This window comes from Methylobacterium tardum, assembly GCF_023546765.1.
GTDB lineage: Bacteria > Pseudomonadota > Alphaproteobacteria > Rhizobiales > Beijerinckiaceae > Methylobacterium > Methylobacterium tardum.
On record NZ_CP097484.1, the window covers coordinates 334,147 to 360,070 of the forward strand.

21 protein-coding genes, 1 tRNA gene and 2 pseudogenes are annotated in these 25,924 nt (G+C 70.1%); 6 read left to right on the forward strand and 18 right to left on the reverse strand.

The genetic code is table 11. The features are described 5' to 3' along the window. The first annotated feature begins 201 nt into the window (after window positions 1-201). From rpsA to M6G65_RS01680, 4 genes are all read left to right on the forward strand, one after another. Window positions 202-1,914 (forward strand): 30S ribosomal protein S1, encoded by a 1,713-nt coding sequence (gene rpsA / locus M6G65_RS01665; protein ID WP_238198253.1) that lies wholly within the window; start codon window positions 202-204, stop codon window positions 1,912-1,914. Between the two features lie 342 nt (window positions 1,915-2,256). Further along, a complete protein-coding gene (gene sppA, locus M6G65_RS01670; RefSeq protein ID WP_238198251.1) occupies window positions 2,257-3,219 on the forward strand; it encodes a signal peptide peptidase SppA in 963 nt (320 codons plus the stop codon). A gap of 50 nt (window positions 3,220-3,269) precedes the next feature. Beyond that, the gene (locus M6G65_RS01675) at window positions 3,270-3,581 is read left to right on the forward strand and encodes an integration host factor subunit beta (RefSeq protein WP_091785957.1); all 312 of its coding nucleotides are present in this window, start codon (window positions 3,270-3,272) and stop codon (window positions 3,579-3,581) included. Between the two features lie 18 nt (window positions 3,582-3,599). Continuing rightward, window positions 3,600-3,968: a LapA family protein gene (locus M6G65_RS01680; protein WP_192707183.1), complete on the forward strand. Its 369-nt coding sequence runs from the start codon at window positions 3,600-3,602 to the stop codon at window positions 3,966-3,968. 70 nt (window positions 3,969-4,038) lie between these two features. Here M6G65_RS01680 and M6G65_RS01685 read toward each other — a convergent pair whose 3' ends face one another. The 9 genes and pseudogenes from M6G65_RS01685 to M6G65_RS01725 form a co-directional block, all read right to left on the reverse strand. Further along, complete coding sequence (locus M6G65_RS01685; protein ID WP_250103483.1) at window positions 4,039-4,701, reverse strand: phosphoribosylanthranilate isomerase; 663 nt, start codon at window positions 4,699-4,701, stop codon at window positions 4,039-4,041. Between the two features lie 143 nt (window positions 4,702-4,844). Further along, window positions 4,845-5,951 (reverse strand): DUF2125 domain-containing protein, encoded by a 1,107-nt coding sequence (locus M6G65_RS01690; RefSeq protein ID WP_238198248.1) that lies wholly within the window; start codon window positions 5,949-5,951, stop codon window positions 4,845-4,847. Between the two features lie 141 nt (window positions 5,952-6,092). Next, window positions 6,093-6,539, reverse strand: a complete 447-nt coding sequence (locus M6G65_RS01695; protein WP_192707186.1) for a hypothetical protein — start codon at window positions 6,537-6,539, stop codon at window positions 6,093-6,095. A 125-nt stretch (window positions 6,540-6,664) separates the two neighbouring features. Continuing rightward, on the reverse strand, window positions 6,665-7,444 hold the full coding sequence (locus M6G65_RS01700; protein WP_250103484.1) for a lysophospholipid acyltransferase family protein: 780 nt from the start codon (window positions 7,442-7,444) through the stop codon (window positions 6,665-6,667). Window positions 7,445-7,518: 74 nt separating this feature from the next. Then, window positions 7,519-8,036 (reverse strand): annotated as a pseudogene (locus tag M6G65_RS01705) (hypothetical protein). Between the two features lie 97 nt (window positions 8,037-8,133). Then, on the reverse strand, window positions 8,134-11,331 hold the full coding sequence (locus tag M6G65_RS01710) for an efflux RND transporter permease subunit (protein ID WP_250103485.1): 3,198 nt from the start codon (window positions 11,329-11,331) through the stop codon (window positions 8,134-8,136). A gap of 107 nt (window positions 11,332-11,438) precedes the next feature. Then, window positions 11,439-12,593, reverse strand: coding sequence for an efflux RND transporter periplasmic adaptor subunit (locus tag M6G65_RS01715; RefSeq protein ID WP_250103486.1), 1,155 nt, complete (start codon window positions 12,591-12,593; stop codon window positions 11,439-11,441). Between the two features lie 145 nt (window positions 12,594-12,738). After that, the gene (locus tag M6G65_RS01720) at window positions 12,739-13,059 is read right to left on the reverse strand and encodes a rhodanese-like domain-containing protein (protein WP_238198238.1); all 321 of its coding nucleotides are present in this window, start codon (window positions 13,057-13,059) and stop codon (window positions 12,739-12,741) included. Between the two features lie 111 nt (window positions 13,060-13,170). After that, window positions 13,171-14,460 carry a glycosyltransferase family 4 protein gene (locus M6G65_RS01725; protein WP_238198236.1) on the reverse strand — a complete coding sequence of 430 codons (1,290 nt, stop codon included), beginning with the start codon at window positions 14,458-14,460 and terminating at the stop codon, window positions 13,171-13,173. A gap of 140 nt (window positions 14,461-14,600) precedes the next feature. Between M6G65_RS01725 and M6G65_RS01730 the strand changes: the two genes are divergently transcribed. After that, window positions 14,601-14,678: transfer RNA gene (locus M6G65_RS01730), tRNA-Pro, on the forward strand. A 428-nt stretch (window positions 14,679-15,106) separates the two neighbouring features. After that, window positions 15,107-15,244 carry a hypothetical protein gene (locus M6G65_RS01735; protein ID WP_192707267.1) on the forward strand — a complete coding sequence of 46 codons (138 nt, stop codon included), beginning with the start codon at window positions 15,107-15,109 and terminating at the stop codon, window positions 15,242-15,244. Between the two features lie 166 nt (window positions 15,245-15,410). On the opposite strand, the gene M6G65_RS01740 is transcribed toward M6G65_RS01735, so the two are convergent. From M6G65_RS01740 to M6G65_RS01780, 9 genes and pseudogenes are all read right to left on the reverse strand, one after another. Beyond that, window positions 15,411-15,743 carry a hypothetical protein gene (locus M6G65_RS01740; protein WP_250103487.1) on the reverse strand — a complete coding sequence of 111 codons (333 nt, stop codon included), beginning with the start codon at window positions 15,741-15,743 and terminating at the stop codon, window positions 15,411-15,413. After that, window positions 15,737-17,248: a hypothetical protein gene (locus M6G65_RS01745; protein ID WP_250103488.1), complete on the reverse strand. Its 1,512-nt coding sequence runs from the start codon at window positions 17,246-17,248 to the stop codon at window positions 15,737-15,739. The genes M6G65_RS01740 and M6G65_RS01745 overlap by 7 nt, the downstream gene beginning before the upstream one ends. 81 nt (window positions 17,249-17,329) lie before the next feature. Then, window positions 17,330-18,154 (reverse strand): alpha/beta hydrolase, encoded by an 825-nt coding sequence (locus M6G65_RS01750; protein WP_250103489.1) that lies wholly within the window; start codon window positions 18,152-18,154, stop codon window positions 17,330-17,332. A gap of 68 nt (window positions 18,155-18,222) precedes the next feature. Then, on the reverse strand, window positions 18,223-20,016 hold the full coding sequence (locus tag M6G65_RS01755) for an alpha/beta fold hydrolase (RefSeq protein WP_238198230.1): 1,794 nt from the start codon (window positions 20,014-20,016) through the stop codon (window positions 18,223-18,225). Continuing rightward, window positions 20,006-22,441, reverse strand: a complete 2,436-nt coding sequence (locus tag M6G65_RS01760; protein ID WP_238198228.1) for a glycosyl hydrolase 2 galactose-binding domain-containing protein — start codon at window positions 22,439-22,441, stop codon at window positions 20,006-20,008. The genes M6G65_RS01755 and M6G65_RS01760 overlap by 11 nt, the downstream gene beginning before the upstream one ends. Before the next feature lie 8 nt (window positions 22,442-22,449). After that, entirely contained in the window at window positions 22,450-23,421 is a 972-nt protein-coding gene (locus tag M6G65_RS01765) for a DUF1839 family protein (protein WP_238198226.1), read from the reverse strand. Between the two features lie 4 nt (window positions 23,422-23,425). After that, on the reverse strand, window positions 23,426-24,382 hold the full coding sequence (locus tag M6G65_RS01770) for an amino acid--[acyl-carrier-protein] ligase (protein ID WP_250103490.1): 957 nt from the start codon (window positions 24,380-24,382) through the stop codon (window positions 23,426-23,428). Continuing rightward, a pseudogene (locus tag M6G65_RS01775) lies at window positions 24,382-25,544 on the reverse strand (acyl-CoA dehydrogenase family protein). Before M6G65_RS01775 ends, M6G65_RS01770 begins: the two are co-directional and overlap by 1 nt. Then, window positions 25,541-25,795 carry an acyl carrier protein gene (locus M6G65_RS01780; RefSeq protein ID WP_430929538.1) on the reverse strand — a complete coding sequence of 85 codons (255 nt, stop codon included), beginning with the start codon at window positions 25,793-25,795 and terminating at the stop codon, window positions 25,541-25,543. The pseudogene M6G65_RS01775 and the gene M6G65_RS01780 overlap by 4 nt, the downstream one beginning before the upstream one ends. Window positions 25,796-25,924 lie beyond the last annotated feature (129 nt).

Sequence of the window (25,924 nt, forward strand, 5' to 3'; positions counted from 1 at the left end):
CTCGCGCGCTCGTCACTCTTGCGCCCGCTGGGCCGCCGGCTGGACCGCCCTCGTCATCCGTATCGACGCGTCGGCAAGCCGGGTCCCACGGGACCGGTCGCCTCTCCCGAAAGAGTCCGGGGAGGCCGCGGCGAGCGAGGGTGCCTGCAACGCGAGCCGCCGACGCAACGGGCCTCCGCCGGAGGCCGTTCAGGAGACAGAATGACCGCAGGTACCGCTCTGGGGCGCAGCCCGAGCCGCGACGATTTCGCCGCACTCCTCGAGGAGAGCTTCCTCGAACACGAGATCACCGAGGGCTCCGTCGTCAAGGGTCGCGTCGTCGCGATCGAGAAGGACGTGGCCGTCATCGACATCGGCGCCAAGACGGAAGGCCGTGTCGCGCTCAAGGAATTCACCGGTCCCGGCCGCGAGGGCGAGCTGAAGGTCGGCGACGAGGTCGAGGTCTACGTCGACCGGATCGAGAACGCGCTCGGCGAGGCCGTCATCTCGCGCGACAAGGCGCGCCGCGAGGAGAGCTGGGTCAAGCTCGAGAAGTCGTTCGAGAACAACGACCGCGTCACCGGCACGATCTTCAACCAGGTCAAGGGCGGCTACACCGTCGACCTCGACGGCGCCGTGGCGTTCCTACCGCGCTCGCAGGTCGACATCCGCCCGGTCCGCGACGTCACCCCGCTGCTGGGCACCCCGCAGCCGTTCCAGATCCTCAAGATGGATCGCCGCCGCGGCAACATCGTCGTGTCGCGCCGGACCGTCCTCGAGGAGAGCCGCGCCGAGCAGCGCTCTGAGCTGGTGGCCAACCTTGAGGAAGGTCAGGTCATCGACGGCGTCGTCAAGAACATCACCGAGTACGGCGCGTTCGTCGACCTCGGCGGGATCGACGGCCTGCTGCACGTCACCGACATGGCGTGGCGCCGCGTGAACCACCCGTCCGAGGTGGTCACGATCGGTCAGACCGTGAAGGTCAAGATCATCAAGATCAACCACGAGACGCACCGCATCTCGCTCGGCATCAAGCAGCTTCTCGCCGATCCGTGGGAGGGCATCGCCGCCCGTTACCCGGAGGGCGCCAAGCTCAAGGGCCGCGTGACCAACATCACCGATTACGGCGCCTTCGTGGAGCTGGAGCCGGGGATCGAGGGCCTGATCCACGTCTCCGAGATGAGCTGGACCAAGAAGAACGTCCATCCGGGTAAGATCGTCTCCACCTCCCAGGAGGTCGAGGTTCAGATCCTGGAGGTCGATCCGGTCAAGCGCCGCATCAGCCTGGGCCTCAAGCAGACCCTGCAGAACCCCTGGGAGGCCTTCGCCGAGAAGCACCCGGTCGGCTCCGAGGTCGAGGGCGAGGTCAAGAACAAGACCGAGTTCGGCCTGTTCATCGGCCTCGAGGGCGATGTCGACGGCATGGTTCACCTGTCGGATCTCGACTGGAACCGTCCCGGCGAGCAGGTCATCGAGGAGTTCAAGAAGGGCGACATGGTCCGCGCCCAGGTTCTCGACGTCGACGTCGAGAAGGAGCGGATCTCGCTGGGCGTGAAGCAGCTCGGCGGTGACCCCTTCGCCGAGGCCGGCGAGATCAAGAAGGGCCAGATCGTCACCTGTGAGGTGGTCGAGGTGAAGGATGCCGGCGTCGAGGTGAAGATCGTCGACACCGACATGCAGACCTTCATCCGTCGCGCGGAGCTGGCCCGCGACCGCGGCGATCAGCGCCCCGAGCGCTTCGCCACCGGCGAGAAGTTCGACGCCCGCGTCGTGCAGTTCGACCGGAAGGCCCGCCGCGTGCAGGTCTCGATCAAGGCCCTCGAGGTCGCCGAGGAGAAGGAGGCCATGGCCCAGTTCGGCTCCGCCGATTCGGGTGCCTCGCTCGGCGATATCCTGGGCGCGGCCTTCAACAAGAAGCGCTCCGACGACGAGTAAGCCGCTGCTCTCTGCCGCCCGGCCTGTCCGGGCGGCGGATCCGCGGTACCGAGACCCGCGCAGGACCGATGTCCTGCGCGGGTTCTTTTTTGGTCCAACAATTCAAGGTTGCCGAAGGCAGATCGCAGGTCGGACGGGCCGGTGCGACGCGACAGCGGCCGGCCACCCCGTCATTTTCTTCGTCCGCCCCATATCCACGCCCGCGGTAAATGCTCTAGAACACCGGCCTCGCACGGCTCGGACCGAGCGAGCCGAAGGAAACCAAGGACTTGCCCGGCGCGGGGGCGTGGCTCCCGCACCCCGTCGAGGGGAGCGACCGGGGGCTTCAGGGGAAGGCACAGCATGGCAGCCGACGCCGAACTGCTGATCGACCGGCGGCGCCTGCGCCGCAGTCTGTCTCTCTGGCGCGTGCTCGGCATCGGCGGCCTGATCGTGGCGGTCGGCGCCCTTGGCTACCGCGTGCGCACCGGCGCGGAGGGCGGCTTCGCCGTGCGGCCGCAGATCGCCCGCATCTCAGTCTCGGGCTTCATCGCCGGCAGCGAGGCCACCGCCAAGCTGATGAAGCGGGTCGGCGACGCGGATGCCGTGAAGGGTGTGATCGTCTCGATCAACTCACCCGGTGGCACGACCACGGGCTCCGAGGAGATCTTCCGCAACCTGCGGGCGCTGGCCGCCAAGAAGCCGATCGTTGCCTTCGTGGACGGCACCGCCGCCTCCGGGGCCTACATAACCGCCATCGCGGCCGACCACATCGTGGCGCGCGAGACGAGCCTCGTCGGCTCGATCGGCGTGCTGTTCCAGTATCCGGACGTGTCCGGCCTGCTCGACAAGGTCGGCGTCAAGGTTGAGTCGGTGAAGTCGTCGCCGCTCAAGGCCGAGCCGTCGGGCTTCACCCCGACCTCGCCGGAAGCGCGCGCGGCGCTCGCCGCGGTCGTCGGCGACACCTACGCGTGGTTCAAGGGCCTCGTGGCCGAACGGCGGGGCATGGATCCGGGCCAGCTCGCCACCGTCTCGGACGGCCGTGTCTTCAGCGGCCGCCAGAGCCTGCCGCTGAAGCTGGTGGACGAGCTCGGCAGCGAGCGCCAGGCCGCGGCGTGGCTGGAGAGCGCCCGCGGCGTCCAGAAGGACCTGCCGATCAAGGATTGGAAGCCCTCGACCGAGAGCAATTTCTCCCTGTGGTCCGCGGCCGGTATCGGCGCCGATCTCCTCGGGCTCGACGGTCTCGCGGCGCGGCTGCGGACCGTCGGCGCCGAGGCCCAGGCCTCCCAGGGCGGGCTGCTCGCGCTCTGGCGCCCGGCCCCCTGATTGCCTGCCCTCACGCAGCCCGCCCCGATCCCGCGAGAAGACAAGACGCCATGATCAAGTCGGAGCTCGTCCTCAAGATTGCCGAGCAGAACCCGCATCTCTACCAGCGCGACGTGGAGATCCTGGTCAACGCGATCCTCGACACCATTTCCGACGCGCTGGCCCGCGGCGACCGGGTGGAGTTGCGCGGCTTCGGCGCCTTCTCGGTGAAACGCCGCGAGGCGCGCCGGGGACGCAACCCGCGCACGGGCGCCGCCGTTGCCGTGTCCGAGAAGGCGATCCCGGTGTTCAAGACCGGCAAGGAGATGCGCCAGCGCCTCAACGCCGCGGGCATCGGCGAGAGCGCCTCGGCCGCCGAGTAGGAAGGACCTGTGAGCGCGATGATCCGTTTCCTGAAGAGCCTCGTGCTGCTGCCGATCGCCGCCCTGGTGATCCTGCTGGCGGTCGCCAACCGCGCGCCGGTGCAGCTCTCCTTCGATCCGTTCAACGCCGACGCGCCGGTCTTCAGCGTCGCCCTGCCGCTCTACGCGATCCTGTTCGGCGCGGTGGCGCTCGGGATCGTGGTGGGCGGCATCTTCACGTGGCTCGGCCAGGGCAAGACCCGCGCCCGGGCGCGCTACCACCGCCGCGAGGCGGTCCGGTACGAGCGCGAGGCAACGCGGCTGCGGACCTACGCGCCGGAGAGCGAGACCGTTGGCCCCTACACGGTCCCGAATACGGGCCGCACCGCCCTGCCGGCGCCGCGATAGGGCGGCAGCCACGTCGCGAGGCGGCGGCGGGAACGGGCCCTTTCTTGGACGGCCTGCGTCTTCCGAGAATTTAGCGCGCGGCCCGCGCGGCCGCCACGAAGGCCGCGATCCTGCTCGGATCCTTGGTCCCGGGCGCCGACTCGACGCCAGATGAGACATCGACGGCGCGGAGACCGGTTCGCATCAGCGCCTCGGCGACGTTGGCCGCGTCGAGCCCGCCCGACAGCATCGTGCCGTGCGGAAGATCGGTGCCGCGCAGAAGCTCCCAGTCGAAACGCCGGCCGTTCCCGCCCGGCAGGGTCGCGTCCGCGGGCGCCTTCGCGTCGAGCAGGATCCGGTCGGCCACGGCCGCGTAGGCGGGCAGGGCCGCGAGGTCGGCGGGTGTCGCGATGCCGAGCGCCTTCATCACCGGCCGGCCGGTGGCTGCCCGGATCGCCGCAACGCGCTCGGGGCTCTCGCGCCCGTGAAGCTGGATCAGATCCGGATCGGCCGCCGCCACGGCCGAAGCCACCAGCGCATCGTCCGGATCGGCGAGCAGGAGCACGCGCTCCGCCCGCCCACGGGCGAGGACGGAGAGGGCGGCAGCCTGCGCGAGGGTGACGTGCCGCGGGCTGCGCGCGAAGTGGACCAGCCCGATCCAATCCGCACCGGCCTCAAGGGCGGCGGTCAGGGTCGCTTCGGTGCTGAGCCCGCAAATCTTCACGCGGGTCGGGACGGCGGTCTCGGAGGCCATGTGCCTCCTATAGCGGATCCCGCGTCGCCGATCAGTCCCGGGCTGCGGCTCTACTGAGCGAATCCGGTTCGATTCCGGCCCGGATGGGGACGCGCCGCACGCAGGGCTGCGCGTCAGAGCTCTGAGGATGATCGAGGACGACTCTAATACAGCGCCGGCACGAAGACGTTCGGGATCGGGAAGCCGCTGAAGACCAGCCGACCATCCACCAGCCGGAGCGGCGGCAGCGCCTTCAGAGGCGCGCTGCCGGTCGGCGCCTCCGCGTCGGGCCGCCGGCTGAGGCCCAGAAGGCCGCCGACCAACTGCCCGACCAGCGCTCCCCTGTCGGAGCCGAAGCGCTGCCCGACGATGCTGCCGACCAGAGCGTCGACGCCGGCGGCCCGCAGATCGATCTGGCCCACCGGCCGATGGGCGGCGTCGAGGGCGAGAGTTCCCTTGGCCTGCACGCGCTGATCACCCTTGGCGAGCGAGAGCGCGGTAAGATCCAGGGTACCCCCAGCCTGCCGCCAGCGCTCCAACTCACGCGCCACCGTTCCGGTCCGCAGCACCGTGGCTTGCGTCAGGGTCGCGTCCAGAGCGAGATCGGCCGGGTCGCCGGTGCCGGTGAGGGCGTCGAGTTGCGGCACGGCCGCCTGGGTCAGACGCAGGCTCACATCAACGGCGCCCTCGGAGTCATAGCGGCCGGGCGTCGGTCTGGCATGCAGCTCCAGGTGCCGGCCCGTGACTGCGATCGGGCCGGGTTCGGCGCCGTTCACGGTGATTTCGGGGTTGTCCACGACCAGTGAGGCGCGGGTGAAGCCCTCCGCGGCGCCGTGGAAGCTGCCCTGCAGGCCCTTCCAGGTGGCGTCGCCCACCAGGTCGCCCTGCTCGACGTGGAACGGGCCGGCGCTCTCGAACACGACCAGGCGGGGCTGGTAGATCTGCGCGACCGCGGTGCTCGGGCCGAGCCGGAACCGCCCGTCGGCGCGCTCCAGGGTGACGGCGCTACAGCGCAGCTCGATGCGGAACGGATAGCCGCCGAGGGTGCGGTCGGCACAGATCCAGGTGCGGCCGGCGGCCGCCTCGCGGGCGATCCAGGCATCGATCTCGCCAGCGGCGCGCCCGCGGATCCAGAACCACCCGGCAGACCATCCGACCGCCACAACAGCGAGCAGGATGTAGGGGAGGAACAGCCCGAGGCGGGAGCGCCGCTTGCCCTGCGCCGGCGGCGTTGAAGCGATCTCGTCCGGCCGCGTCCGATCCTGCACCATGCGTTCCGCTCCCCGACCCGATCCCCGCAGGGACATCGCGGCCCCGGCTTGTGGCCACGCAAGGGGCGAAACTGGGGCAGCGCCGTGCGCGGTCGACCGCCGCGGGCGGCGATCGGCCTGCGCGCGCCGGCTTTTTCCCGGTCAGACCTGCGCCGGCTCGACGCTGTCGACCTGGAGATCCTCGACGATCGCCACCCGCTCGGCTTCGTTCTCGGCGAGCCGGTGCACGTGCATCTCGGTGGCTCCCCGACGGCGCACCCGGTCGAGCCAGGTCCGCCGCAGGTGCTCGCGCGGGCTCTCGCTGGAGCTGGCGACCGAGACCATCTCGGCGATGCCGGCATTGTCACGGCGCACTGCGATCACCACGGCCTGCGCCATCTCGTCGAGGTCGAAGCCTCCGGCGGGATGGACGCCCACGACGTAGCGGCGGCCAGAGCGGCCGCGCCAGGCCGAGAGGGGAAGGGCGGGCGAGCCGCGCAGGCCCGCCGTCGTCTTGAGGCGTTCTTCACGCACATCCTGCCTCCGCGTGCGATCGTCCTTCAGGTCGCGAAGCGCGGCCGACCAGGACAGGGCTCGTCTGTTCGCCATTTGTTCTAACCTAGCGCGCGCTATCCACAGGCGTCAAGCGCGACGTTCCTAGGAATAGATGTGGGAGTTACACCCGCTATCCACAAGCCGGATCGGCCAGTTCGACGCAGTGGGTGGCGAGCCGATCAGCGGCGCGGTGAGGCCGCCGCAGGGGCCTCGGATGCCGGAACCGCGTGACCCGCGGCGGCGAGCCCGTGGAGCCCACCGTCGGCGAGGGCGTTCGATGCGGTCTCGAGCCGCTCCTGCGCCAGCGCCTGGAACTCCTGCCGGGGCAGGCCCGGCGGGATCGGCGGCAGGAACTCGATCACCGCCGTCCCCGGACGGCGCAGGAGGCTGTTGCGGGACCAGAACAGGCCGGTGTTCAGCGCCACGGGTACGCAGGGGACCTGCAGGGCCGTGTAGAGGTGCGACAGGCCCTGCTTGTAGGCTGGCGGCGCCCCGACCGGGCGGCGGGTCCCCTCGGGGAAGATGATGAGCCGGCGTCCCTGCCGAATCGCCTCGCCGGCGGCGGCGTTCATCAGGCTCATTGCCCGGGTGCCCTTGGACCGGTCGATCGCCACCATGCCGCTGCGCGACAGGTACCAGCCGATCAGCGGGATGAGCAGCAGCTCCTTCTTCAGAATGTAGGCAAAGTCCGGCAGCACGGTGCAGAGCGCCAGCGTCTCCAGGGCCGATTGGTGCTTGGCCGCCACCAGCAGCGGCCCCGGCGGGATGTTGTCCAGCCCGCGGAACTCGACCCGCGTGCCGGCGACGACGCGCAGCAGCCAGAGTGTGATCCGCCCCCAGGCGCGGGCGAGCCGCAGAACCGACCGGCCGGAGACCAGCATGGGCAGGCCGATAAAGGCCAGGACCGTGGTGACGGCGTAGAAGCAGATGTTGAAGGCGAGGGAGCGCAGGGCGAGCATCGGGAACCGTATCGTGGCGCCTCCCTGTAGCGCGCCCGCCCGTCCGCGGCCAAGGGCAGTGTCGCCGGGGCCGGTCAGGCGTCCTCGGCCCAGCGGCGGCCGCGGGTGGAGCCGGCGCGCCGCCCGGCCACGAGCCAGTAGACCAACCCGGCGCTCGCGCCGACGACGAACAGGATCAGGGTCAGGCGCGCCTCAGCGGCCAGGAGGCCGGCATCGTGCGTCCCGCCCCCGCCCGGACGGCGCCGCGGGTCAGCCAGGGGAAGGCGGCGGTCAGCAGACCGCAACCGGCGCCGTACCACACGAGGCCGCGTCGCCCGAGCACCTCGCCGCCGAGACCGACCAGGGCCGGCGGTACGAACAGCAGGACGAACAGCGCCTTGGCGAGACCGGCGACGAACAGCACCACCCCTTCCGGCGGGAGCCCGGCCGACAGGTCCGACAGGGCCATGTCGAGGCCGGCCAGCGCCCCGCCGGTCAGCCAGGCCTGCGCAGCCGGATCGACCAGCACCGCCAGGACCAGCACGGCGAAGCCCGCCGGGACGGCGAGCAGGAGGGCGAAGGCCCCGAGGATCAGGCGGCCGAGGAGGTGCATGCCGGACAGCCTCTACACCGGGTACACCCGCCCGTCGCGCGAAAGCCCGCCCGATCCGCGCAGTATCAGACGGGCTTTCCAGGAACGGCGCGGCGCGTCAGCCGTGGGCGGGTGCAGCGTCGCCGTGATCGCCGTGGCTGTGCTTCTTCCGGAACCGGCCGAGCCAGATCGAGAAGTGCCGGATGACCACGTAGAAGACCGGCGTCAGGAACAGGCCGAAGAAGGTCGCGCCGATCATCCCGAAGAACACCGCAGTGCCGAGCGCCTGGCGCATCTCGGCGCCGGGGCCCGTGGCGATGACCAGCGGCAGGGTGCCGAGGATGAACGCGAAGGCGGTCATCAGGATCGGGCGCAGGCGCAGGCGGCAGGCTTCGACCGCCGCCTCCACCGGGCCGCGGTGCTCTCGCTGCTCGATGTCGTGTGCGAACTCGACGATCAGGATCGCGTTCTTGGCAGCCAAGCCGATGAGCACGATCAGGCCGATCTGCGTCAGGATGTTGTTGTCCTGGCCGCGGAACTGCACGCCCGCGAGCGCGGCGAGCACGCCGGTCGGCACCACGAGCAGGATCGCGAGCGGGAGCGCCCACGATTCGTACTGCGCGGCGAGCACGAGGAAGACGAGCAGAACGCCCAGTGCGAAGACGGCGCCAGCGGTGCCGCTCGCGGCCTTCTGCTGGTAGGCGATCTCGGTCCAGTCGTACGAGTAGCCGTCGGGCAGGGCCTTCTTGGCGATCTGCTCCATGGCGTCCAGTGCCTGACCGGTCGAGACGCCGGGCTTGGCCACGCCCTGCACCGGGACCGAGTAATACAGGTTGAAGCGCTGCACGATCTGCGGCCCGGTCACGTCCCGCACCGAGGCGAGCGTTCCCATCGGAACCAGCGCGCCGGTGGAGGAGCGCACCTTGATCTGCGAGATGTCCTGGATCGACGTCCGGAAGGCGGCGTCGCCCTGCAGGCGCACCTGGTAGATGCGGCCGAGCGTGTTGAAGTCGTTCACGTAGGTGCCGCCGAGATCCGCCTGGACCGACGAGAACACGTTGGCGAGCGGCACGTTCAGCATCCGCGCGATGGTGCGGTCGATGTCGAGGAACAGCTGCGGCGTCGAGTTGTCGAAGGTCGTGAAGACCCGCTGCACGTCCGCGCTCTGGTTGGCCTGAGCGATCACCTCGCCGGCCGCGGCCATGAGCGGGCCGATCTCCGACGATTGCCGGCTCTCGATCTGCATCTTGAAGCCGCCGCCGTTGCCGAGGCCGCGGACCGGCGGCGGCGGGATCACGATCACCCGGGCTTCCTGGATGTCCGAGGTGGCCTTCAGCACGTCGCCGGTGATCACGGCCGCGCTCCGACCCACTTCCGCCCGTTCCTTCGCCCCCTTGAGGGTCAGGAACATCACGCCGGCGTTGGTGGTGTTGGTGAAGGTCGCGCCGTCGAAGCCCGCGATGATTACCGCGTTGGCCACGCCGTCGACCGTCCGGGCCTGCTTGGCGGCGCGCAGGATCACGTCCGTCGTGCGGTCGAGGGATGCGCCCGAGGGCAGCTGGACCACGCCGATCAGGTAGCCCTGGTCCTGGTCCGGGATGAAGCCCGTGGGCGTCGTCTGCGCGAGGTGCAGCGTTCCGGCGATCACCCCGGCGTAGATCAGCAGCATCACGCCGAGGCCCACGATGCCGCCGGTCAGGACACGGATCGTCCGGCCGTAGGCGTTCGAGGTCGCGTCGAAGGCGCGGTTGAAGCCGTTCGCCAGCCAATTGATGAACCGCGTCAGGAAGAACTTCGGCTCCTTCCGGGCGTGGTGCGGCACCAGCAGCAGCTTACACAGCGCTGGCGACAGGGTCAGCGAGTTGAAGGCCGAGATCAGGGTCGAGGCCGCGATCGTCAGCGCGAACTGCTTGTAGAACTGGCCCGAGATGCCCGGGATGAACGCTGTCGGCACGAACACCGCGGCGAGCACCAGCGCGATCGCGATGACCGCACCGCCGACCTCGTCCATGGTCTTGTGCGCAGCGTCGCCCGGCGACAGGCCCTCGGCCATGTTGCGCTCGACGTTCTCCACCACCACGATGGCGTCGCCGACCACGATGCCGATGGCGAGCACGAGCCCGAACAGGGTCAGGTTGTTCAGCGAGAAGCCGAAAGCCGCCATCGCCGCGAAGGTGCCGATCAGAGAGACCGGGATCGCGATCACCGGGATCAGCGCGGTCCGCCAGCTCTGGAGGAAGACCAGCACCACGATGACGACGAGGCCGACCGCCTCGAACAGGGTCTTGTAGACCTCGTGGATCGATTCCTCGATGAACTCCGTCGGGTTGTAGGCGATGCGGTACTCGACGTCGGGTGGGAACCGCTTCTTGACCTCCTCCATCACCTTCTTGACCGACGCCGCCGCATCGAGGGCGTTGGTGCCGGGGCGCTGGAAGGCGCCGATGCCCACTGCCGGCGTGTCGTTGAGGTAGGAGTTGGTCGTGTAGTCCTTCTGGCCCATCTCGACGCGGGCGATGTCCTTGACCCGGACAAGGCGGCCGTCCTGGGCCTTGATGATCACCTCGGCGAACTGCTCGGGCGTCTTGAACCGCGCCTGCGATTGCACGACGAGCTGGAACGCCTCGCTCTTGGCCGCGGGCGGGCCGTTCAGCTGGCCGGCCGCCACCTGCACGTTCTGCTCCTGCAGCGCCGTAGTGACGTCGGTGACCGAGAGGCCGTAGGCGGCGAGCTTGTTGGGATCGACCCAGATCCGCTCGGCGTACTCGTTACCGCCGAAGATCGTGATGTCGCCGACGCCGTCGAGGCGCAGCAGCTCGTCGCGGATGTTCAGGTAGATGTAGTTGGCGAGGTAGTTCTGGTCGTAGGTCTTGTTCGGCGACAGCAGGTGCACGACCAGCATCAGGTCGGGCGAGGCCTTGCGCACGGTGACGCCGAGGTTGCGCACGTCCGGCGGCAAGCGCGGCTGGGCCACCGACAGCCGATTCTGCACCAGCACGTTGGCGATATCGAGGTTGGTGCCGACCTTGAAGGTGACGGTCAGCAGCATGTTGCCGTCGTTGGTCGACAACGACGTCATGTACAGCATGTTGTCGACGCCGTTGACCTCCTGCTCGATCGGGGTCGCGATCGTGGCGGCGACGGTCTCGGCGTTGGCGCCCGGATAGGAGGCGCGCACGGTCACGGTCGGCGGCACGATCTCGGGATACTGCGAGACCGGCAGGCTCTCGTAGGCCACGAAGCCGAGAATCAGGAACACGATCGACGTGACGGACGCGAAGATCGGCCTGTCGACGAAGAAATGGGCGAAACGCATCGGTCAAACCTCTGAGGCCCGCCGGTCTCCCGGCCGGGGCCCTGCGTCGTCGGTGCGGGGCGCGCCGTGCGGCGCGCTCGAAGGCAGTCGTCGCGAGCCGTTCAGGCTCACGTCTTGCTCGGGGGCAGCTCGATGGTGTCGGGCGCCACCTTCGCGCCCGCGCGGACCCGCGAAAGGCCGTTGACCACCACGGTCTCGTCGCCCTTCAGCCCGGACTGGATCACCCGGTAGCCATCGACCTTCGGTCCCAGCACCACGTCCTTCTGCTGGATCACGTTGTCGGGCCCGACGATGTAGACGATCCGCTTATCCTGGTTCGCCGCCACCGCTTCGTCGGGAAGCATAATCCCCTGGAACGGCTTGGTGGCCGGCATCGAGACGATGCCGAACAGGCCCGGCTTGATGAATAGGTCGGCGTTCGGGACGGTCGCGCGCAGCAGGATCGTGCCGGTGGCGTTGTCGACGCGGTTGTCGGCGAAGTCGAGGGTGCCCTTGCGGGTCGGCTTCGCCTCTCCGGAGAGCGCGATCAGGATCGGCACGCCCTTGCCCTGCTGGGTCTGGCCCATGCCGATGCCGAGGCTGTTCTGGTATTTGAGGAACGATTTCTCGTCGACGGTGAAGCTGAAATAGATCGGATCGAGCGACACGATCGTGGTCAGCATCGTCTGATCGGCACTGACGATGTTGCCCTCGGTGACGAGACGGCGGCTGATCCGGCCGTTGATCGGCGCCTTCACCTCGCTGAAATCGTAGTTCAGCTGCGCGTTGTTGAGGGCGGCCTGCGCGCTGTCGACATCGGCCTGGGCGGTCTGCGAGGCCTGCCGGCGCTGGTCGGTGACCTGCTCGGAGATGTTGCCGCTGCGCGACAGGGTCTGCGCGCGCTCCAGGTCGGTCTGCGAGAAGGATTGCCGGGCCTTCGCGGAGGCCAGCGCCGCCTGCGCCTGCTCCAGCGCCGCCTTGTAGGGGCGCCGGTCGATGACGAACAGCAGGTCACCCTTCTTCACGGTCTGACCATCCGTGAAGTTGATCTTCTCCAAGTACCCGGTGACGCGGGCGCGAACCTCGACGTAGTCGATCGGGTCGAACCGGCCGGTATACTGATCCTGCTCGACGATCTGGCGCACGACCGGCTTCGCCACGGTCACCTTGGGCGGCGGACCGCCCGGGGCCTGTGCGTGCGCAGGCGTCGCGAGGGGACCCACCGCCAAGCCGGCGGCCAGTCCTGACAATACGGTGAGAAGGCTGGGAAGCCGGCTGCGCATCGGGTCCTGCTGTCGGTTGGCCGACCTATCGGTCGCGCCGAGCGTGACGATTGTTCCGCCGCTGGGGCGCCCTAACCCGTACGAAACGCTGTTGCTTGTGCGCGAGCGCACATCACGGGGCCGTGAGCCGGATTGTTCCAGCGATCTATTCGATCGTTTCGCCGGCGCTGTACCAATCCTTGAAGCCGCCCTTGTAGTGTTCGGTGATGGCGACGCCGGCATTCTGGGCCGCCATGAGCGCGTGAATCGAACGTACCCCGGACGCGCAGGAGAAGACGGGCCGCCGCCCATCATCGGCGATCAGTGCGGCCACGGCCTGCGGATCGAAGCTGGACAGCGGATGCGAGACGGCGCCCGGGATATGTCCGACCTCGTATTCGTGCGGCTCCCGCACGTCGATCACCAGCATCGAGCCATCGCTCAACCCACGCTTGATCGTTTCACGATCGAGGTCGACCACCTGCATCGGCAGGATCTCCGTTCCGCCCGGTCTCCGCGTGATCTGCGGACTGACGCTTTTCCTTATTCGTCAGGGTAGGATGGTGCAACTCGGAGGTCTGTCGCGGCGAGGCGGCGGTCACAGCGCGTCGACGGTCGGTCCAACGGCGTCGAAATGGGCGGCCCAATCCGGCGGCACGTAGCCCTCGAGACGTCCGGTCAGCTCCGTCCGCAGCTCCGAGCCCGGGCGCGCCAGAGCCTCGATGGCCGCCAGCCAGCCGGGACCGTCCAGCGGGTCGCGAAACAGCGCGAAGCCGTCAGCGATCTCGCGATGAACTCGGATGTCGGACGCGATGACCGGCAGGCCGGAGGCTGCGGCCTCGACCACCGGGATACCGTAGCCCTCGGTGAACGAGGGCATCAGCAGCGCGGTGCAGCTGCGCATCAGCGCGGCGAGGCCGTGCGTCGAGAGCCCCGTGACCTCGATCGTGTGCGCCTGCACGCCGGGGCACCGCTCCAGCATGTCGATGGCGCTCTCGGCCTCCCAGCCGCGTCGCCCGACCACGACGAGGCGGGGCGTGGCGGCGCCGAGGCGTTCGGCCAGCTGCCGCCAGATCTGGAACAGGAGCAGGTGGTTCTTGCGCGATTCGATCGTGCCGCAGACCACGAAGGTGGGGCGATCGGTCCGAAATCGCGGACCGGTCCGACCGAAGGCGGCCTCGACCCCGAGATGGCCGACCGCCAGGGGCGGGCGCCCGAACCCCTCGGCCGCAAGGAAATCGAGGGTGCGTTCGCCGGTATCCACCGAGTTCACCAGGATCGCGGCGGCGTGGCGGCCGATGGTGCGCATCCGCGCCCGGTGGCGGTCGGCCTCGCCGGCCCGACCGTATTCCGGGTGGGTGATCGGGATCAGGTCGTGGACGAAGAATGCCGCCCGGATATCCGGGCGCATATAGAGCCAGTCGAACCGGCGCGGGTTGTCGAGGCGCAGGTGGGAGGTGTGCAGATAGAGCGTGTCGCGCGGCAGGGCCGCGATCGGGCGGCTGCGCAACGCGATGTCGGCGGTCGTCCGCGCCTGGATGCGGCGCCGGTCGGAGGCGCCGATCCGCGTGCCGGGCACCCGCGCAGACGCTCCGGAGGCCGCGTCCGGATCGCCGCATCGCGCGGCCAGCCGCCGATAGACCGGGTCCGAGGCCGCGTCCCGGTCCTCGACCCAGCCGGCGGCCACGGTCTCGACGATGGCGCGCGCCTGGTCACGGTCGACGACGCGCGGTCCCAGTCCCGTCGAAACGACGCCGAAACCGGGGGCCGACCGATCGAGAAAGGCGCGTGCGTAGGCGAGGTCGACGCGATCAATCCCGGAGGGACTCGCATGACGCAGGCGCGTGACGAGGCGCGTGAGATCGAAGGCGATCGGTCGGTCCGTCATGATCCTCGAGCAGAAAGGGGGAATGGCGAACCCCTACCGGCCCGGGACGGCGAGGGCCAGAGCTTCCGGCACGCGGGACATCCGAGAAGGGGTTGCACCGCGCGAGTGTGAAGGCTAAGAGCGCCGGGCCTTCGCGGCGTCGGAGTGTAGCGCAGCCCGGTTAGCGCACTAGTCTGGGGGACTAGGGGTCGTGGGTTCGAATCCCGCCACTCCGACCATTATACCGCAGCGGCAATGAGCTAGACAGGGCAGCCCTCGGGCTGCCTTTCTCATGTCTGGCGGCGAGGTTTCGGCCGTGGCGCAAATTACTCGGATGCCGATCCCGCGTGGGGCACTCGGACGGCCGCCCGAACTCTTGCATCGGAGCGCTGCCGTCCCCGGCCTCACGACGCGGCAACCAGCCATCGCAGAGCGGATCTGATCGCTCCATCGTCTGACGAATCCCGCTTGGCCTCTGGAAGCGGCGGTGTGACCCCGACTGACACGTGATGATCTGTCAGGATGAGGTTCAGGACAGCGGGAGACTCAATCAGGTCCTTGCTGATGGCCAAGACGACGGACGGCGCCACCTGTTCACAGGGAACTTCGCGTTCGCCGGAACGTGGAATGCCTCCTTGGCATTCGGCCTCCGATCACGGAGGCGACAATGACTGAGAAGAAGGGTCACGGCAGCGCGACGGCCAAGAAGGCGAACGCGAAGGCCAAAAAGGAAGGCAAGTCCAACCCGCGGACATCCTCATCGGCGCAGGCCGAGCTCGGGAAGAAGGGCGGCAAGAGCAAGTGAATACGGCCGGGCGGGGCCAGCTGATCGCACGATTCCGCCGCTGCAAACCCTTGGGCGGAGTCCGACCGTACGTCGCCTGAGGCTCACCGGACGATCAGATCGCCCGCTTGGCAGGCTGGACACGTCTTGATGGTCCGGAGCGGAACGCGCGTCGCCAGCCGCATGCTCACTCGCGTCGGATGCGCCAGACTTTCAGTGCCGACCCGCTCGGCATATTGTTGATTGGCTCAAGCCAGTCCGGGGTCGCCCGGCTGCCGCGGGCGAGGCCCGTTGCGAAAGGTTGAGGCTTATCCGGCCCTCTCGTCTCAAGCGCGAGCGTGCACAGCACGAGGTAGTCGGCGCCACGGTCGCGGGCGACCGTCCTCAAGACCGCCTCCGAGCCCTCGGACGCCTCGATCGCGGCGCGCAGCCCGACGAGGTTGCGATGGTAGGGCGCGGCGACGATCGAATGCCCAGTCCTGAGGAGGATGGCCGGCCCCAGGTCGATCTGGCTCAGCACCAGCCCCGCCGGCAGCCGGCCGAGGGCGGCAAGCGCCGTCGGATCGGTGCAGGTCGTCCAACTTCCCGTGATCGCCGGTTGAGCGCCAGGCGCCGCTGCCGGCGCATCGGCAATTCGGCACCGATCGCCCAGACCTTGCCCATCATCGTCAAGGGAAGCGCCAGGACCATCAGCCGCCGCAGAACTGTCGCGGGCTCCCGGACGATGCGCATGGCGCGGTCGAGCGCGAGCGCGGCCATCAGCGGCACGAAGGCACCCGCGACATACATGCCCCGCACCTGGACCAGCGCGACCAGCGTGCCCGGCCACATCACCGTCGCGACCGCGAGGAAGAACCGGCGCCGTTCCGGCTCCTGCACGCGGATAGCCATGACGGTTGCGTAGAGCGCGGCCACGATCAGCGGCACGATGTTGGCCAGCGCCACGTCCGGCTCGCCGCGCAGGACCTGCAGGAACGAACGCATCTCGTCGACTTGCTGCAGCCAGGATGTGCGCACGACCGCGTCCATGCCGGCAAACGGCCCGGCGAGGCAGTCCGGCGCGACCAGAACGAAACCGGCCGCCACGGCGGCCCCCATGACAGCCGCGACGAACAGACGCCCGTTCCGGTTCAGGCCGAGCCTTTCCGCCACGAGAGCGGCGACGCCGGTGAAGGCGCCTCCGGCCGCCAGCAGGAGCCAGGGTGGCGAGAGCGCATCGCAGGCCGGGACGGTCCACAATGCCGGCGCCGTCTGCACGCCGAACATCAGGACGCTCGCCGCGAGGAGACCGGTCCCGAAGCCCGCAAGCCTGCCGGACGCAGCGGCGCCGTGGAGCACCCAATCGGCGACGACGAACAGCCCTGCAGCCGCGATGACCGGCAGGGTCTCAAGCCCGATCGCGAGCGACAGGCCGGCCACGAGACCGGCGGCGAGGCCGCGCCTGACGGGCCGGTCCGAACGCGCCAGGGCGAGGGCGACAGCCAGCACGGCGCAGAGCTGCGCGTTGTGGTGATCGATCCGCCCGAAGCGGAAAGTGTTCAGGAACACGCCGGTCTGCGGGGCGATGAAGAGGGTCAGCAGGGCCGGGCGCCACCCGAACAGCCGGCGCATGCCGAAATAAGCCAGCGCGCCGTAGAGCGCGAAGAGCATGAGCGGCCAGAGTGCGGCGACGGCCGGCTCGGCGAGTTCGCGCCCGAGAACGGGCGTGAGCGCCAGGATGAGCGCGGCGAGCGGCAGATCGATCAGGCGGGACCAGTGCGAGGCGATGCCGGCCGGCGGGAGCATGCGGTGCTGCACGGGATCGAACCAGCCCTGGCCGGCCAGAAGGTCGCGCACGCCGACGAGGCGCATCATGTCGTCGGTATCGGGCAGGCGCAGCCCGTCGAAGACGGGAATAAGATTGCGCGGATCGTACAGGCCGAAGAGCGCGACGAGGACGAGCATCCCGATCAGCAGCCGGCTCTCGAACGGCGAGCGCCCCGCCTCCGCGCGGCGGACCGAGAGAGTTTCGACGAGGCTGGTCATGCGAGGATCCTGGACGCCCCGGCAAAGTGGCAGGATGCGCTTACCGTCGCGTGAAGCGGCCGCTTGGATCGACCGACGCTCCTAATGCCCGGCCCGCGCGGCATCGGCGAAGCGGCAGATATCCTTCGCGACCGAGGCATGCAGGCTGAACGGGACGCTGAGGGCCTCGACCATGTCGCCGTGACCGAGGCCCGGGTAGATGCGCACCTGCTGAGTCCCAGCGGATCGCTGGAGCTTCTCCGCGAGCGCGACCGTTCCGGAGGGCTTCACGTCGCGATCGGCGGCTCCCGTGAGCAGCAACATGGCCGGGTGCGGACCGGCGGCGTGTTTGATCGGCTGCAAGGCCTGATCGCTGCCCGCGAAGACCTGCCTGTCCTGCGGGTCGGTCAGCGCAGCCACCGCGTAGGGTCCGGACAGCCCGACGATGCCCGCGAGGGCCTCCGGGCTGGTGCCGGCCCGCTCCAGCCACGCCGCATCCAATCCCAGCATCGCGGCGGCCCAGGCGCCGGAGGAATGACCGACGATGACGACACGGTGGGGATCACCTGCGAACTCGGCTGCGTGCGCGAGCGTCCAGGCGACGGCGGCGGCGTTGTCGTTCAGGATATCCGGCAGGCTCGCCGCCGGGACATGCCGGTATTCCGGAATGACCGTGACGAAACCGCGTCGCGCGAAGGCGGCGCCCACATAGGCGACATCCTCCTTGGACCCGCTCCGCCAGCCGCCTCCGTAGAGGAACACCACGACCGGGTGCGGGCCGGGCCCACTCGGCCGGTAGATGTCGGCCTGATGGGACTCTCCCGCCGCGTAAGCGCGCCCCTTGTCCACCTGCACCTCGAGGGGCGCGAGCAGGTTCAGGATCAGCAACGTCAGGCTGACGGCCGTCTCCGACACGAGACTCAACATCGGCCGCTCATCCGCTGCTGCCCGTCAAGCGGCAAAGCCAGGCTCCCTGCGTCCGATCGGGCGGGGGATCATGTCCGAGCCACCGCGTCGAGGCGGATCTCAGGGACGGCGGAGGCAGACCGTACCGCCGGGACGCGCCGCACGGCCCGCAGCAGCTCGCGCAGCTGCGCCGCCAGCAGGGCCTGCGCCTCGGGCGCGCCGAGATTGTGGTCCGCGCCCGCCAGGACCGTCACCGGCGCGCCGAGACGCCGGTCGGCCCGGCCGGGAAAGCGTCCGAGGTGGCGGCGCGCGGCGATCAGGCCGGGATCGCCTGCGCTGTAGAGCAGGCGGATCTCGGCGCCCCGCCGCCGGATCGCGGCGACGCGCCGGGCGACGGAGCCGCCCGGGTTGATCGGGCGCCAGGCGCGGCGAACCCGACGGAGCGCCGCGTCGAACCCGCGCCGCGCCAGGGCCTCGGCGATCGGCCGGACATGGATCTCGACCCGGAGCAGGCGCCGCCAGGTCGAGCCCTGGGTCAGAAGCCCCGCATAGGTGGAGGCGCTCCCGAACGTCTGGCGGATCACGCGGTCGAGATCCTGCTCCGGGTCCCAGTCGAAGCAGTAGAGGTTGATCAGGAGGGCGCCGGCGATCCGCGGATCCCTGCAGAGGGCCTGGAACGCCGCGTAGGCGCCGCTGCACCCGCCCATGAGCACGATGGGGGCGCCGGTATCGGCGATCTGGTCGACGGCCGCGGCGATGTCGGCGAACCCGTCCGGGGCGAAAAGCGGATTGCGTCCATCCGGACGATCCGCGCTGTCGCCGATCCCACTCAGATCGAAGCGGACCGAGGCGACGCCCTCGGCGGCCAGGCTCCGGGCCAGCGTCGTGGTCTGGCGCCCCCAACCGGAATGGACGCTCATGCCGGTCGAGACGAACAGGACCGCCGGCGCACCCGTCTCGCGCACGCGCGGCCTGCACCGGATGCCGAACAGGCCCGGTCCGAACCGGATCGGCTCCTCGTCCCAGGCGGAGCCCGCGAAGCGCGCGGGGGGAGGGGGTGGCGCGGCGCCTGCCGCCATGGCCATCCCGTCGGTCGCGAAGCCCGTGACGCGCGCGAAGTCGGCAGCCGGGACGGCGGCGAAAATCGGATCGCCGACCAAGTGGGCCAGCCCCGGAAACGGACCCGTCACGACGTCGCAACCGAGGGCGCCGAGGCGGGTCGCAAGCGCCTTCGTCTCGGAAGCGAGCAGGAGCACGCGCGGCGCCGGCGGATGGTCGATCCGGGCGAGATTCAGGTCGGCGAGGTCGGCCAGGAACGCGGCCTCCATGCGGAAGCCGCCGATCGTCAGCGTGTCGGCTTCCAGGGGCGGGTTCGATCCGTCCGGCAGGCGGCCGATCGTCTGGGCGCGCAGACGCATCTCCCGCAGGTAAGAGCGCCCGGTCGTCACGGGCGCCAGCAGAACGAGCCGCTCCACCGATTCCGTTTCCGCCGCCAGTGCCGCAAGGGTCGCGCCGAAGCGAAGGCCGACCAGCGCGACCTCCGTGACCCCGGTCGTACGGCGCAGAAAGCGGATGGCCTGGCGGATCGCCGCGACGCAGGAGGCGACACGCGCCTCGTCTTGATCGGCCGAGTTGCCCTCGCCGGGGTAGTCGAACCGCAACGTCGGGCAGCCCGCGCTCGCGAGCGAGTCGGCAAGCACCCGCCAGGGCCGGTGTGCGGCCATCTGCTCGAACCCGTAGGCGCCGCAGAGCACGACACCGCGCCGACCCGCCGCCGGATGAAGCCAGCCGAAGAGGCCGTCGAACGTCACCGGCTGCGGCGCGCGCGGGCCGGATGGCGCGGTCGCGTCTCGAAACTCAGGCGCCGTGATCTCAGGCGTCATGGCCGAATTCCACGATCTCGTTGCTGTTGAGCGCCCGGACGCTGCCGGGCGGCAGCCGGTCGGCGCCGGGAAACGCGATGGTCCGCGTCGTGCCCGGCGCGAGGTGAAAGCCGTTGTCGGCGGCGCGCGCGCCGGGTGCGCGGATCTGCACCGCGAAGGCCAGACGCGCCGTCGCGATGCGCAGCGCCGGACCGTCCGCTGTGATCGCGGGCTCGGCCGTGAGACCGATATCCTCGCGGGTACTCGGGCGCGGGACGAGGAAGTGGAAGCCTTCCGCCACGATTGTCCCGTCAGGCTCGCTGAGCCGTGCGTGGGCCAGGTCGTGGATCCGCGGTCCAAATCGATAACTGTCCGTCGCATCGAAGAAGCGGCCGAGCACGTCCGCGGACGACAGCGTCAGCGCCGCATGGCCGTCCAGCGCAAGGTCGCGCTCGGCCCGGGCCGCGACGCGGCCGCCGACGTCGCAGAAGGTCAGCGCCAGGGTCAGCGCACGCGCCGTGGGCGTCTCGTTGACGACGTGGAGGTGGAGGCCGTCCAGCCCCTCGTCGGTGAGGGAGACCTGCACGGGCCGGAAGGCGCGCTTCAGGGCATACCACGCCGATTTCGGGCGCCGCGCCCAGTCGATGACGCCCCAGCCCGCGCCCGGTCCGAGATCGCTCAAGGAGAGGACGAGGCCGCCCGCCGTCGGCGCGCGTGGCCGGCGCCACTCCGCGAAGGTGGCCTCCATCACCTCGGAGACGGCCGCCTGGCCGAGCTCGAGGTAGCGGTCCGGATCGCCCGTGCGCAGCCCGCCCGGATCGACGCCGAAGAGGCGGTCGACGTAGTGGTCGCGCACGGTCTCGAAGTCCCAGTCGGCGCCGCGGTCGCGGGGGATGCCGGCCGCCCATCGCGGATCGGCCGGCCCGACCGGACCCGGGGTCCCGGGATCGGAGGGATTCGAGAAGGCCAAGCACTCGCTGGCGAAGCCCACCTCCGCGCGACGGGCATCCTCCAGGGGCCGGCGATAGGCGCCGACGCCGAAATAGTGGGTGCAGCCCGCGCGCGGCAGGAATGGCAACGCACCGCCGGACGGCGAATTGGGCACGATCACGAGGTCTGGCCGTGACGCCGCCGCGAGCGCCGGCAGGGTTGTCTCGCAGAACGCGTCGGCCCAGACGGCGCGCGGCGCGCCGAGCATCGCGGCCTGCTGCCAGACCTCGCTGCCGCCGCAGAGCACGCAGAGCGACGGCGCGGTCTGGGTCCGGTCCAGGAAGCCCGTCACCTCCCGGGTCAGACGGGCGGCGAAGTCCGGATCATCGTGCGGATAGTCGAAATTGGCCAGCATCAGATCCTGCCAGACCAGGATGCCGGCCTCGTCGCAGAGATCGTAGAAGTCGGTTGACGGATAGAGCGTCGTGCCGGGGACACGCAGCATGTTCATGCCGGCCTCGCGGGCCAGCCCGAGCAGCGTCCGGGTTGCGTCCGTGCCGAGGCCGACGAGGTCCGGCGGCGTCCAGGTGGCGCCGCGGCAGAACACCGGCACGCCGTTCACCGCGAGCGACAGGCCCTGCTCGAACGGCCGGGTCAGCGACAGCGATCGGAACCCGACCCGGCCGAGATCGAACAGCGCGTCGTCGACGCGCGCCGCGACCGGATGAAGATGCGGCGTGCCATGCGTGTGCGGCCACCACGGCGCGATGCCGGGCAGCTCCAGCACGCCGGTGAACAAGCCCGGCTCGGTCTCGGCGAGCGCCGCTTCGCGGCCGTCGCACAGGAGGCTTGCGGAGGCGGCGCCGCCGTCGATCCGCAGGCGCGCGACCAGGCGGCCGATCCCGTCTTGGAGTTCGGCACGGAGATCAGCCTCCGCGAGACCGGGACGGACCGGGTCCAGAGTGATCGGCCGATAGGGTCCGACGAGGTCGATCTCCGGGCACCAGCCCGGCATGAACCCGAGCGCGCTGGTGCGCACGTGGCGGAGCGATCCGGGCGTGATCATCCGCGGTCGCCAGCGTCCGCGCTTGGCCGGGCGGTCGAGCTCCGCGCGGAGCGACCGGAAGCAAATCGCGAGCTCGGCCGCGCCGCTGAGGTCGATCGCGACGGAATGCGCCTCGAACATCGAGCGGCTGCACAGGATCGGCACGCCGTCGAGCCAGATCTCGGCCAGCGTCGCCAGCCCCTCGAAGGCGAGGCGGAACCGGCCGAAAACCTGAAGGCGGGTCCGGTACCAGACGTCACGATCGTGGATCGGCTCCGGCGCCGTCTCGGTCCAGCGCCCGGCCGCGCGCAGAGCCGATGCCGCGGTGCCGGGGACGTTGGCCGCGATCCAATCGGTGACAGCGCCGAGGTCGCGGGTGTCCCTGCAGTCGCCGGCCGGCGTCACGGCGAGTTGCCAGGGCCCGTTCGGAGCCTGGGGCACGCGGCCGTCGACACTGCGGATGCGGGCCATCGGCGTCCCTAGCGGCCGAGTGCCCGGTCGAGCAGCGCGAACACGCGGGCGTAGGTCTCGGCGGGGCGATCGAGGCGCGGCGCCAGCCCTGCGGCGCTGCGGCGGTGGAAGGCCCGCGCGAGCTGGAACTGGAACGCCTTGGCCTCGCGGCTCAGGTCGGCGGCGGCCTCGGCGGCGGGTGCGAAATCGCCGGCGCCGCTTTCCCCGAGCCACGCGAGGTGGCTTGCGAGCATCTCGAAATTCGCACCGAGCTGGCGGGTCGTGTTGAACGCGTAGGCGTGGAACACGCTGAGCGGCCGGCAGACTAGCCCCTCGGCCGTGGCGGCGAGGGCGTCGCGGAAGGCCAGGACCGGGTTCTGCCGGGGTGCGCGGGCGCGGTGCCGGACGAGAAGGTCGAGGGCCGCGGCCGGCAGGTCGACGGCCGCGAGGGGTTCGGCGACCGCCTTCACGAACTCGGCGTAGGGCGGCAGCGTGGCGGGGCCGAAGATCCCGGCGTAATCCGCGCCCGAGAGCCGGAAACGGCCGGCATTGTGGAGGTAATCCAGCTCTCCGGCGGCCGGATCGAGCGCCAGGATGCCGATCGTCGTCTTGCCGTGGTCCCGACCGTAGGTCGTCCCGTGCGTGTCGGGCAGGTGGATCGCGTCGACCTCGACCAGGACCGGCCGGCCCGCGCCGACCTGCATCAGGGCGTGGGCCTCGAGGTCCCGGTAGACCGCGAGTTCCAGGACCTCGAGCCCGTACAGGCGCTCGATGTCTCCGGGCGGCGGCTTGAAGAAGGTGAACTGGTCGCCCTCGAAATCCTGCCGCAGGGTGAAGCCCAGCATCGCCTCCGGCGCGAGTCCGCGGCCGTGCAGCAGCTCGATCCAGAGGTCGACGTAGCAGTTCGTCTCGGGCCAGTCCCGGCCGGGATCGTGCAGCGGGTGCGGCACGTAGGGCGCCGCCGGCGCGAGCCCCGACGGCAGGCGAAGGGCGGCGGTCACGCCGTCAGCCCCACAGCGCGGTGCGCACCGCCTCGGGCCAGGCGGCGAGGTCGAGGCCGTGATGCCGCAGCAGCGCCAGGGTGATCCGCTCCAGGCCGAAGCCGACGCAGGCCGTGTGGGCGACGCCGCCATCGGCCTGACGCAGCTCCCAGGTGCTGCCGAAATGGTCCTGGTGGTAGTTGAAGCTGAGGCAGGCGGTCGGCTTCTCGACGCTGTTGACCGGGACGTTCAGCTCGAACTTCAGACCCTGCGCCCGCTGGTTGTTTGCGAGCATCCGGCCGGCCCGGCCGAAGAACGGGTCGTTGGCGGCGTCGATGGCCAGCGGCAGGCCGAGGTCGCGCATCATCGCGGTGCCGCGCTCCAGCCAGGATTCCCGGAAGGCCAGAACCTGCTCGGGACTGCCCATGCGCACGTATTCGCGCATCCGGAACAGCTGCATCCGGGTCGGCTCCAGCGATGGCTCGCGCCGGAAGCAGTAGGATTGCAGGTCGAACAGGCGCCCCTCGGCCGGGAGCGGTCCCCGGGCGGCCGCGACGGGATACAGGGGGTAGCAGGCGGCCGGCGTCAGCACGACGTCGGTGGCCTCCTGCTGGCCCGTCCAGTCCTGCCCGGCCTCGACGCAGGCGAGGATCTCGGCATGGCCCGCGGAATCGCCGCAGAAGCTGTGGACGGTGCCCGCGAGGTTCGGGAAACCCTTGAGATAGCCGCTCCGCTCGAAGGCCGGCCGGCTCATGCCCGGCGGAAAGCGCATCACCTCGGCGCCGTCCGCAGCGCCGATCCGGGTGATCAGCCGGTCGAGGGCGTCGGCGACGCTCTCGAAGGCGCCGCTGCGGCCGTAGAGCCCGTCGACCCCGGTGCGGATCAGAAGGCCGTGATCGAACAGGCGGTCGAGGAAGGTCGGACCGCCGGCCGGCGCGTCCTCGAGCAGGACATCGCTGTGGGGAGAGGAAAACGATTCCATCACGCGCTCATGAGCTGGCCGCTGCCCTTCTGCACGAGCAGAAGCTTGGCGGTGTTGGCGAGGATGCGGTCGTTGCCGATCATCAGCGGAGCGGACAGGACGTCCCGCAGCGGGCGGCCGAGACTGTAGGGCGTGTCGTTCCGGTACCCGGCGAGCCCGACGATCGCGAGCGCGCAGCGCACGATGTCGACGGCCATGTCGGAGACGGTGACCTTCAGGTTGTTGAGCATGACGCAGAAGCCGAGGGAGCCGATCGTGTCGGCATCCCCGTGCGCGTCCTCGAACCGGCGCAGGGCCGAGACGATGGTGCCGCGCATCGCCTGATGGGCGTTGGACACTTCCGCGAGGCGCAGGGCCGTCGGCGGGACCTGCCGGGCCGGCGCCGCGCCTCGGCCTGCACGGACGCGCGAGCCCGGTCGAGGGCGTAGGTCGCGATCCCGTACCAGACGCTGCTCCAGAGCAGGTGCGACGAGGCCAGCATCGATTGGGCGGCAATCTCCGCGAACGGCTTCGGCAGGATCTGCTCGACGGGAATGTCCCGGGCTTCCAGGCGGAAGCCCTCGCTGCAGGTCCCGCGCATGCCGAGCGTGTCCCACGCCCCGGTGCGCGTCAGCGCGATCTGGTCGGCGAAAAGCGCCACGAGCACCTGATCCGACGTCGCCGCCTCCGGGTTGCGCCGGGCCGTGGCGAGGATCAGGTCGGCCTGGGCCCCGTAGGAGATGACCGAGGCATCCTTGCCGAGCGCGAACACCTCGCCGGTCGTCTCGACCGCACAGAGGCTGTTGCGCAGGTCACCGCCGATGCCGGCCTCGGTGGTCGAGGAGGCGACGAGCAGCTGCTCGCGCGCGATCCGCTCCATCAGGCGGCAGTGCCACGCGCTGTCGAGCCCGTGGGTGACGAGGCTCGACACCTTGATGTGGTGCATGGCGAAGACCATCGCGGCCGCGCTGCAGGCTTGGCCGAGCATGCTGCAGAGCTCGGCGATCTGCGTGAGCCCTGCGCCTTCACCACCGAACTGTCCCGGAATCTGAAGACCCAGAAGGCGCTCGGCCTTCAGGGCAGCGACCGCCTCCGCGGGGAAGCGGCCTTCGCGATCGACAGCGTCGGCGTGGCGTGCTGCCACCGCCGCCGCCCGCTCGGCACGCGCGGCCAGGGTGCTCATGCGGCTTCCCGATTGATCAGGGTGGCAACGGCGTCGCGGATCGACCGGATCGCCGAGAACGACTTGCGGTTCAGGAGCGCATCGGGGAACTCGACCTCGAACCGCTCCTCGAGGGCCAGCATCAGCTGCACCGAGCCGAACGAGTCGAGCCCCATATCGAACAGGCTGTCGTCCTCGGAGAGCTGATCGGCCCGTCCGGCGAAAGCTTCGGTGGACCCGAGAATCTCGCGAATGTCTTGGGTGATGTTCAAGGCGGATCTCCGTGCTTCGATTTAGGACACACTATTGATTAGAATCTATCGACGTCAAATAAGCCGTTTGTTAATAGTAAATATGAACCCCCTCACCGGAGCAGGAAATCGTGTCGGAGGCTGCAGGCC

Excerpts from the sequence above, each read along its gene's own strand:
- rpsA (WP_238198253.1), top strand. The coding sequence starts at position 202 with ATGACCGCAGGTACCGCTCTGGGGCGCAGCCCGAGCCGCGACGATTTC.
- sppA (WP_238198251.1), top strand. The coding sequence starts at position 2,257 with ATGGCAGCCGACGCCGAACTGCTGATCGACCGGCGGCGCCTGCGCCGC.
- M6G65_RS01675 (WP_091785957.1), top strand. The coding sequence starts at position 3,270 with ATGATCAAGTCGGAGCTCGTCCTCAAGATTGCCGAGCAGAACCCGCAT.
- M6G65_RS01680 (WP_192707183.1), top strand. The coding sequence starts at position 3,600 with ATGATCCGTTTCCTGAAGAGCCTCGTGCTGCTGCCGATCGCCGCCCTG.
- M6G65_RS01685 (WP_250103483.1), bottom strand. The coding sequence starts at position 4,701 with ATGGCCTCCGAGACCGCCGTCCCGACCCGCGTGAAGATTTGCGGGCTC.
- M6G65_RS01690 (WP_238198248.1), bottom strand. The coding sequence starts at position 5,951 with ATGGTGCAGGATCGGACGCGGCCGGACGAGATCGCTTCAACGCCGCCG.
- M6G65_RS01695 (WP_192707186.1), bottom strand. The coding sequence starts at position 6,539 with ATGGCGAACAGACGAGCCCTGTCCTGGTCGGCCGCGCTTCGCGACCTG.
- M6G65_RS01700 (WP_250103484.1), bottom strand. The coding sequence starts at position 7,444 with ATGCTCGCCCTGCGCTCCCTCGCCTTCAACATCTGCTTCTACGCCGTC.
- M6G65_RS01710 (WP_250103485.1), bottom strand. The coding sequence starts at position 11,331 with ATGCGTTTCGCCCATTTCTTCGTCGACAGGCCGATCTTCGCGTCCGTC.
- M6G65_RS01715 (WP_250103486.1), bottom strand. The coding sequence starts at position 12,593 with ATGCGCAGCCGGCTTCCCAGCCTTCTCACCGTATTGTCAGGACTGGCC.
- M6G65_RS01720 (WP_238198238.1), bottom strand. The coding sequence starts at position 13,059 with ATGCAGGTGGTCGACCTCGATCGTGAAACGATCAAGCGTGGGTTGAGC.
- M6G65_RS01725 (WP_238198236.1), bottom strand. The coding sequence starts at position 14,460 with ATGACGGACCGACCGATCGCCTTCGATCTCACGCGCCTCGTCACGCGC.
- M6G65_RS01735 (WP_192707267.1), top strand. The coding sequence starts at position 15,107 with ATGACTGAGAAGAAGGGTCACGGCAGCGCGACGGCCAAGAAGGCGAAC.
- M6G65_RS01745 (WP_250103488.1), bottom strand. The coding sequence starts at position 17,248 with ATGACCAGCCTCGTCGAAACTCTCTCGGTCCGCCGCGCGGAGGCGGGG.
- M6G65_RS01750 (WP_250103489.1), bottom strand. The coding sequence starts at position 18,154 with ATGTTGAGTCTCGTGTCGGAGACGGCCGTCAGCCTGACGTTGCTGATC.
- M6G65_RS01755 (WP_238198230.1), bottom strand. The coding sequence starts at position 20,016 with ATGACGCCTGAGATCACGGCGCCTGAGTTTCGAGACGCGACCGCGCCA.
- M6G65_RS01760 (WP_238198228.1), bottom strand. The coding sequence starts at position 22,441 with ATGGCCCGCATCCGCAGTGTCGACGGCCGCGTGCCCCAGGCTCCGAAC.
- M6G65_RS01770 (WP_250103490.1), bottom strand. The coding sequence starts at position 24,382 with ATGGAATCGTTTTCCTCTCCCCACAGCGATGTCCTGCTCGAGGACGCG.